This is a genomic window from Novosphingobium sp. KN65.2 (assembly GCF_001368935.1).
Taxonomy (GTDB): domain Bacteria; phylum Pseudomonadota; class Alphaproteobacteria; order Sphingomonadales; family Sphingomonadaceae; genus Novosphingobium; species Novosphingobium mathurense.
The window spans coordinates 1-8665 of record NZ_CCBH010000007.1; the positions used below are offsets into that span (position 1 = coordinate 1).

7 protein-coding genes are annotated in these 8665 nt (G+C 60.1%); 1 reads left to right on the forward strand and 6 read right to left on the reverse strand.

Going from position 1 to position 8665, the window contains the following annotated elements; translation table 11 throughout:
• Positions 1-333: 333 nt before the first annotated feature.
• The 6 genes from SPHV1_RS00595 to SPHV1_RS00620 are packed head-to-tail and all read right to left on the reverse strand — an operon-like array spanning position 334 to position 5911.
• Entirely contained in the window at positions 334-1158 is an 825-nt protein-coding gene (locus tag SPHV1_RS00595; protein WP_054944210.1) for a prephenate dehydratase domain-containing protein, read from the reverse strand.
• A 26-nt stretch (positions 1159-1184) separates the two neighbouring features.
• On the reverse strand, positions 1185-2027 hold the full coding sequence (locus SPHV1_RS00600) for an SDR family NAD(P)-dependent oxidoreductase (RefSeq protein ID WP_197277590.1): 843 nt from the start codon (positions 2025-2027) through the stop codon (positions 1185-1187).
• Complete coding sequence (locus SPHV1_RS00605; protein ID WP_054944212.1) at positions 2024-2986, reverse strand: dihydrodipicolinate synthase family protein; 963 nt, start codon at positions 2984-2986, stop codon at positions 2024-2026. The genes SPHV1_RS00600 and SPHV1_RS00605 overlap by 4 nt, the downstream gene beginning before the upstream one ends.
• Before the next feature lie 12 nt (positions 2987-2998).
• Positions 2999-4042 (reverse strand): hypothetical protein, encoded by a 1044-nt coding sequence (locus SPHV1_RS00610; RefSeq protein ID WP_054944213.1) that lies wholly within the window; start codon positions 4040-4042, stop codon positions 2999-3001.
• A gap of 13 nt (positions 4043-4055) precedes the next feature.
• Positions 4056-4562: an aromatic-ring-hydroxylating dioxygenase subunit beta gene (locus tag SPHV1_RS00615; RefSeq protein ID WP_054944216.1), complete on the reverse strand. Its 507-nt coding sequence runs from the start codon at positions 4560-4562 to the stop codon at positions 4056-4058.
• Positions 4563-4567: 5 nt separating this feature from the next.
• Entirely contained in the window at positions 4568-5911 is a 1344-nt protein-coding gene (locus SPHV1_RS00620; RefSeq protein WP_054944214.1) for an aromatic ring-hydroxylating dioxygenase subunit alpha, read from the reverse strand.
• Between the two features lie 345 nt (positions 5912-6256).
• Between SPHV1_RS00620 and SPHV1_RS00625 the strand changes: the two genes are divergently transcribed.
• Entirely contained in the window at positions 6257-8596 is a 2340-nt protein-coding gene (locus SPHV1_RS00625) for a TonB-dependent receptor (protein ID WP_156367180.1), read from the forward strand.
• Positions 8597-8665: the final 69 nt, after the last annotated feature.

The window sequence follows — 8665 nt, forward strand, 5'->3', positions numbered from 1 at the left end:
CCCCCCCCCTAAAATTTTGCCGGGGGGGGGGCCCGCCGCGCCACCGCCACGGCTGCGACGATCATCGTGCTCAATGCGATCGGTGTGTCGGTGGCTCCGCTCTTCCTGGGCCTGTTGAGTGACGGTTTCACATCGTGGGCGGGCGCGCAGGCGCTTCGGTACGCTATGATGGTAATGTCGCTCTCTACAATTCCCGCTGCAGTGGCATTCGCGTTGGGCGCCCCCAAGGTCGCATCTTGCCGGGAAGACTGATGCTTCAGCTGGCGAATTATCTGGCGCTGGTCGGGAACAAGATTAGGGGAACCGCCCGGACGCCAGGAAGCGCAGAGCGTTCTAGTCCCTTGCCTCATAGGCGCCGGCGAGGCGGGCGCTGCCAAAGGACCCCAGTGCCGCCTGGACCGCGGAGAGCTCACCATGCCCGCCGAACCAGAACAGATAGTCATATTCGTACAGTTTTTCGCCGCTCGCCTTGGTGAAGGTGCTGCGCAGATCGTAGCCACAGTTCATGAGCGCAGCGATGAGCCGTCCGGTTGCGCCATCGCTGCTGAAGCGGCCCGCCACAACGATGCGATTGGGCGCATCGCTGAACAGTCGATGCGGAGAAATCGCCCAATAATTGGCGCAACTGCCACCGTCGATATCTTTGGCCGCCTGCTCCAGCCCGAACTGCTCCGCCATGCCCGGCGTGCCCACAGATGCTATCGTGCCGTCACCACTCAGCGCTTCTCGCGCTGCTTCGTGCGAGCTGGTGTGGACGATGGTGATCTTCGCCTGTGGGAGATTCGCCTCGATCCAGTCGCGACACTGGGTCATCGATCCGGTATGGCCGCGCACTTCAACCACGTTTTCCATCTTCACGCCGGGTTGCAGCAACAAGGAGCAATGATAGACATGGGTTGTCTCGGCGATCACATAGAGCTGCGAGCCCTGGTCGGCGACATAGGCGTTAATGCCGGGATGAAAGCCCGTCTTCATCATTTGCTGGGGGGCGCACATTGCATCATGTTCACCGGTGAAGGTGAAGCCATCTTCTGCTGTGCGGAAATAGGCGATGTTCGCGAATTCAGGATAGAGCGACATCAATTCCCGTGATGCGTCCCCGCCGAACGTATTCGGCCCGCCCAGCGCACCCAGCGTCAGGTTCGGTTTCAGTCCCATGGTCGATCCAGTCCTAAATAGTCGTGTCAGCTCAACTCGACGTCGATGCCGGGATTGTAGCGCCAGTAGCGGGCGATGGTGCCGCCATCGACGCGCAGGTCGAAGCCGGTGATCATGCGCGCATCGTCCGACGCCAGGAAAACGGCGCCGGCGGCATAGTCGCTGGGGGCCGGTCGCTCGCCCAACGGTACGCCCTTGTCGCCGGTGGTGAAACCGGGGCGGAAGCCGGGTAGGGCCTCCTGCCAGGTTACGCCCCAGGCCTCGACGCGCGCCTTGCCCTCGGCGGGGGCGGTGGCGGTCGGCGTCAGCGAATTGACCCGGATGCCATAGGGCGCCAGTTCCATCGCAGCGCCGCGCGTGAAGTTGATGAGGCCCGACTTGGCGGTGCCGTAGCCTATATTGCCGGGATTGCCCTGATGCGCTTCGGTCGAAAGGATATTGATGACATTGCCCTTGCGCGCCCGCGCGATCATGTCGTCCGTCACATGCCGGGTGAACAGGAACGTGCCCGCGAGGATCACGTCCATCTGGCGGCGGAACTCGCTGACCGCCATCTGTCGCAACCCCTTGCGGATCTGGAGCACCGCGCCGTTCACCAATATATCGATGCCGCCATAGGCGTCGACCGCGCTGGCGACAGCCGCCTTCACCTGCGCTTCGTCGGTGACGTCGGCGGTAACGGCGATCGCTTCACCGCCGCCGTCAACAATCTCCTTCGCGCAGGCCTGTGCCAGCGCGGGCGAAATGTCCACGCAGACCAGTTTCGCGCCCTCTCGCGCCAGTCCCACCGCGATGCCGCCGTTGATGTTGGGGCTGCACCCCACCATGACAGCGACCTTGCCGGACAATCTCAGGGCGGCGTCGGTCACAGATATTTCTTCCGAATTTCGGCCCAGCGGCGCCCGCATTCGCGCGACGCTTCGGCCCATTTTTCCGGCATCACGTCATAGGGAGGACGGATCGGTCCGGCATCGCAATAGCCTGCCGCGTTGATCCGCAACTTTTCCATCTGGATATTGTATGACCCAAATTCATCGGGGTTGGTGATGAGCGGTACGACCGGCTCGTTGGCCCAGCTCAGATCCTTGTCGATCTCCCGCATGCGATCCAGATTCCCCTCCAGAACCGCATTCATGATCGCCAGCACTGGCTCGGGACCCATCGACGCCGCGGTGGCCCAGCAGGATGTGGTGGTTTCCGGGGCGATGTCCATATATTTGGGCAAAGCCATTTCATGCGGCATGAAATAGATTTTACCGCCGGCGGCCTTTTGCGCGCTGGCCAGTTTGGGCGCGGCCGGGAATTTGGCGGACGTGATTTGCGGGATCGCGCGCGCGCATTCCGCCCAGAAATCGTCGCTGAAATCATAACGGAAGGCGCGCGTATTGGGATAGACCATGATGGTCGTCTTCGGGAACAGTTCGGCGACACCGGCGTAGAATTTGAACGCCATCTGGTCGGTGCAGACCTGCCACTGCGGCAGGCCGAGCAATATGCCTTGTGCGCCAGCGTCCGCCGCCAGGCGGGTGCGCCGTACGACTTCCTGTCCGCCCAGCGCTGAAGTGCCAACGAAGGTCGGCACACGATCCGCCGCTGCGTCCAAGATGGTACGCACAAACAGGTCGTAATCATCGTTCAGCAGGGTCGCGCATTCGCCGGTGGTGCCCAGCGCAATCAAGCCGGTGCAACCCGCTTCGATCAGATTGTTCACCATGCGGGCGGACTCATCCACATTGATTGTATCGACTGCGTCGAGGCGCTCGCTCCCTGGATTGGCGGGGGTCGGGATGATGGCGTAGACGCCGCGATAGTCGGATGCGGTAAGCATGGCTTTGTCCTCTCACGCCTTAAAGGAGGCGATAACCTTGTTCGAATTCATGATGCTGCTTTCAAGGTAGGTCGTGTAGTCAGGCTTGCGGCCAAGCTCCGCCATCGCGCCGACCAGGCAATACCAGTTGAGCATCTCATGCTGGCCGCTGTCCTCGACTTCCTCGAGTGTCCGCTGCTTCCAACGGTCATAGTTGCCGGCGCGAAGCGCCTCGAACAGCATGCGATCGGCATCATGATCGGGCCAAAGATGCCACGTTTTTTCCGTGAGGAAGGCATGGCTCCAACTGGACGAGGCGATCAGGGCGACGCGCCAGGGGCTGTCCGCCATGGCGCGGGCAATCGCCGCGCCGACCTCGAAACAGCGGGCGGGCGACGGGGAGGGAGGATCGAGCTCATCGGGCGACGGCACATAGCCGACCTTGCTGAGATAGCCCTTGGCGTGGATCAGTGTCCGTCCGTAGCAGTTCACCGCGATCGGGATCGTCGGATAGGCATAGTCGCGCTGCTGCCAGTCGAGATACATGATGGTGTTTCGGAAGGCGTGCCCCAGCGGCTCGTGCAGCGGCTTGTAGGCGTAGGCCATATCGACGTGCTGCGCGAGCAGGCTGGTCGTCAGGTATTTCGCTGCCGGTCTGTGCCCCGGAAAGCGATATTCCTTGTCCGCCGGTTCGTCCCAGAAATTGTCGGGGAATTTTTTGAACGGCTGGAATATCAGTTCGTCATAGGCGAGGACGCAAAAGGGCGGGACGACATCCTCGCGGAAATTCTCATACTGGTCGTCACCGAACGCGATCACGACATCGGGCTGGAAGTCGTCGAGCACCTTCCGCATTTTCGCGATTTCGTCAAAGAGGGTTGCGCGATGCGCGGCGCCGTGGGTGGCACCCTCGTCACTGCCCCATTCCAGTCGCATCGCTTCCGGCCAGCCGTCTGGCGTCCGCAGATGTTCGGGAACGCCTGGATCCTTCAGCGTAGCGCCCAGCGAACCCGGCCGAACCGTTCCGGCGGTGAGCGGCGGCTGATGCGTGATGCCCAGCCCTAAAATCTCGCCCAAAGCGGCCCTCCTGTTATAGAATGATGCTGACGGCGCCCTGGCCGCGGAGATTTTCCAGGTCCAGGATCGCATATTTGCGGCGGATGCGGATTTCGCCGTCTAGGCGCGTCAGCACGTACCGATAGGTGCCGATGAACGGTTCGGTGCTGCCCTCCTTGAAGCGATAGACCTGGAAATTCGCCTGGACCTTAGCGTCGCCCGTCGGCGTCTCTGCCGCGAGCAGCACATTGGACACAAAATGCCGCGTTCGAGAATGTGGGAATTCGCGATGCGCGGTCTTGTTCTTCAGTCGGCGCACCCTTCCTTCCAGACGAATACGATTGTCATCGACGAACACGAGCGTGTCCTTTGGGCTACCCCAGGGCTTGTCAGTCGAAGGGATGATGTAGGCGCAATCGTCGGTGAACAGCGCCAGCCATTCATCGAGCTTCCAGTCATCGAGCAGGGCGGCCTCCCTGTAGAGAAACTGCTCGATGTCCTGACTTACCCAGCTCTGTGTTTTTTCCGTAGATATGGTCATGCGCTTCAATCCAGCTTGATGCCGATAGGTTCGGACCGTTCGCGATCGTCAGTGAATTCGGCCGAGGTGCCGGTCATCTTTGCTCGCCATCCACGCCAGAAGGAGCGCATCTGCAACTCATCGTTCATCTGCGGCGTACGCATCATGCCCCGTGAGATATCGGACCATTCGACCTCCCGCGCCGCAAAGCCGCGCTGGCAGGCTTCCAGGGCTTCGGCATCGTCGGGCGTGGCGAGGCCACCGGGGCCAAGGAAGGCGAGCGAATATTCCATGCGGGATTCGTGCAAATCTTCACGTTCGTTGCGGGGCACCAAGTCCCATTGCAAAACGTCGATCAGGTCGGGCGCGACCGGGATGATCTGCCGCAGACGCACCCCTGTCTGGCTGTCCTGAAAAATGAGATTGGGGAAAATGCACATGTGACGCGACACTTCGCTCATCTGCCGGCCGCGATCGGTACCGAACCGATCGACATTCTCCTGCCAGATTCGGCGAACTTCGGCCTGGACATCGTCTGGCCAGAGCGGGCTGGGATTGGCGATGGCGCGGCCGACAGCGCCATGAATCATGCCGCCGTGCCCGTTCTTCACCGCGAAGGAGCGCGTACGCTTGAGTGTCTCGGCGCTGGTCGCGTCGCTGATTGCGACTTTCTCGACCCCGGCCTGGCGCTGGCGCCAGGACATATAATCAAGATAGGTGCTGTGAACCGGCGCCAGATGGTAGCCATCATAGCTGTTTTCGACCAGGATCTTCCAGTTGGCGCGGATCGAATATTTGGCCACGCCGGGCAGGATTTTCCATCCGCCCAGCGATTCCGCCGCGTCGATGGTGAGGTCCATCAGCGCGCGCATTTCGCCCAGGTAGGACACCAGATCTTCCGCGTTCGCGTCGTAGTTCACGAACCAGAAGCCGCGATAACTCTCGACGCGCGGGGGCGATCTCAACCCCATATTCTCCTTGTGGAACGCGTCGCTATAGCCATCAGGTTGGAGCACGCCGGCTAGTTCACCGGTATTCTTGAAGCGCCACGCGTGATAGAGGCAAGTGAAGGCAGACGTTTGCCCCTCATGCTCGCGACAGACCATGGCGCCTCGATGGGTGCACGCGTTGTAGAGAACACGAATTTCGCTGTCGCTGCCCCGTACGAAGATAAGCGGGCGTCCGCCAACCTGTCGGCGGCGAAACTCCCCGTCGCCTTCGATCTCGGATTCATGGCCGACATAGAGCCAGCATTTGTCGAATATCTCCGTCTTCTCCCGATCGAACACGTCCTGCGATGTCATGGCCGACCGATGGACGCGAAAGATCCCTTCGCCTGGCTGGTCAATGATGAGTTCTGCTGCGTTCACGCATCCACCCCATAGTCTTGTGCAAAAAGTAGCACTCGCGGGAGCCGGCCACATTCCGGGTCAGCGCGCTAGCACTTAGTCTTGGTTCGAAAGCTATAGTGAGGGGCGACGCTGCCGGAATTGCCAAGACAGAAAGAGGTTTTGAAAGGTGCCCATCGCCGTTTTTCCATAGGCTCAAAACGTCGTGCCACTTTGGCATTTCCCAACGCCTCGTTCGCAGGGCAGCCTATTGGCCACCTCATACTGCATGGTTTTCCCGACGAGAACCAGCCGATGCTGCGCTTACAGCGGGAGATGAGGTCGGCGGTCGGAAAAAGAACAAGGCTTTGATAAGGGGAGGTATTGGTGAAGTTCAACATCTGTATCAATGTGTCATTGATTGCGATTGCCGTCGCCGCGAACGCAGGTCAGGCGTTGGCGCAGACGAGCGAGGCGGCCCAGCAGCAAGCATCCGTCGGTATTGAGGATATCGTCGTCACTGCGCAAAAGGTGAGGCAGAACGCCAACGACGTCGGCATGACGATCAGCGTTCTTTCAGGCGATCAGTTGAAAAACACGTCGATCACCACCCCTGATGATCTGGTGAAGGTGGTGCCCGGCTTTTCCTACAGCCGCAGCGCCTACGGCACGCCGGTCTACACGATGCGCGGCGTGGGCTTCTACGATACGGTGGCGGGCGCTCCGTCCACTGTCAGCGTTTATCAGGACGAGGTCCCGTTCCCCTACGCTATCATGACCAAGGGCGTAGCACAGGACGTGCAGCGCGTCGAAGTGCTGAAGGGGCCGCAAGGAACGCTCTTCGGTCAGAATGCGACCGGCGGCGCGATGAATTTCATCGCCAATCATCCGACCGGGGATCTGGAGGCTGGCGTCGATGTCGCTTACAGCAGCTTCAGCAAGGTGGAGGCATCGGGCTTCCTCAGCGGACCGATCACCGACACGCTGCGAGCGCGCATCTCGGGCAGTCTGGTCAATGGCGGGGCCTGGCAGAAGAGCGCAACGCGCGACGACAAACTGGGCGATGCGCGCGTATATACCGGTCGCTTCCTGTTGGACTGGGAGCCGACGGACAGGTTCCGGCTGAAGCTCAACGCCAATGGCTGGATCGACAACTCGGACGAGCAGGCTGGTCAGGTCGTGGCACTGCTCTCCGGATCGCGCGCTTCGCAGACGCTGCGCAACACTGTCGCTCAATATGATATATCGCCCGGCAATGCCCGGATAGCAGATTGGGATCCTGGTCTCGCCCGCGGTACGAACGACACGATCCAGGGCATCCGCCACAAGGGTTTCCGCCGCGACTCGGATTTCTATCAACTGTCCGCGCGGGCGGAATATGAGCTGATGGATGACATTACTCTCACATCCGTCACTGCATACAACAAGCTGCGCACCGACGGTCTGGTGGATGCCGACGGCACCAACCAGAATGTCTATCATGTTTCTTCCGGCGCCCGGATTGACAGCTTCTCCCAGGAATTGCGGCTTGGGGGCAAGACCGGCCGGTTGCAATGGTTGGTCGGGGGCAATTATCAGAAGGACAATATCTTCAACTACGGCGACACTTTCAACACGATCGGAACATTTCCGTTCGCGTCCGCCGGCAGTATTGCCGATATGCATGTCAAGTCGCTCTCCGCTTTTGCCAACTTGACCTACGAACTGACTGATAGGATCGAACTGACCGGCGGCATTCGCTACACCGATGTGAAGATCGATAATGCCGGCTGTACACTTGACGGCGGGGATGGGCAGTTTGCCGCGTTCGTCAACCGGACGGCTGCTGGGAAAGGCGTCAGCATCAATGTTCAGCCTGGACAGTGCGTGACTCTGGATCCCGTGACATTCCGGCCGACTGGTTTTGTCAAGGACAGCCTCAACGAGACGAACACGCCTTTCAAACTGGGCGTGAACTGGAAGATCGGACCGAATTCGCTTCTCTATATCAGCGCTTCGAAGGGCTATAAAGCGGGCACTTTCTCCCCGGTCGGCGCCATCTACTCGACCTCGCTCGCTCCGGCCAAGCAGGAATCACTGATGGCTTATGAGGCGGGCTTCAAACTGATGCTGGCTGACCGCGTCCTGCAGCTGAACGGCGCCGCTTTCTATTACGACTATCGGAACAAGCAAGTCCGCGGCCGCCTGATCGATCCGGTACTTGGATCGCTTAACCGCACGCTCAACGTGCCCAAGTCGCGGATCACCGGCGCTGAATTGCAGATGACCGTCGTTCCCGACCGTTCGCTTCATATCAACTTCGGCGGGACCTACATCAAGTCGGAAATCCTGGATAACTTCACTAACTTCACCTACGGTAGCGTCCTTGCGAATATGGAGGGAACGGCTTTGCCGCTCACCCCAAAATGGCAGTTCACGCTGGATACCGACTACGATACGCCGGTCAGCAATAATTTCGCCGCATTTGCGGGCTTCCATCTTTACAATCAGAGCAAGGCCTATTCCGGCCTCGGTCAGGAAGAGAGGTTCCGTACACCAGACTATGTCACGCTCGACCTGCGCGTTGGTCTGAGGGACATCGATGACAAGTGGCGGGTTACAGCTTTTGTAAACAATGTGACCAACACCTACTCATGGAACATCGTGGCGATCGCTGGTCCGGACACAGCTGTGAGGCTCGCGAACCCGCCGCGCGTGTTTGGCGTCCGGCTTAGTTTGCGCAACTGACATGGATGGAGGGTCACCTTGCGTCCCTCCATCCATCGGGTCCGCCGCCAAAAACTGACGGACCCCAAC

Coding starts and splice junctions, on each gene's coding strand:
- SPHV1_RS00605 (WP_054944212.1), bottom strand. CDS start 2,986: ATGCTTACCGCATCCGACTATCGCGGCGTCTACGCCATCATCCCGACC.
- SPHV1_RS00595 (WP_054944210.1), bottom strand. CDS start 1,158: ATGGGACTGAAACCGAACCTGACGCTGGGTGCGCTGGGCGGGCCGAAT.
- SPHV1_RS00615 (WP_054944216.1), bottom strand. CDS start 4,562: ATGACCATATCTACGGAAAAAACACAGAGCTGGGTAAGTCAGGACATC.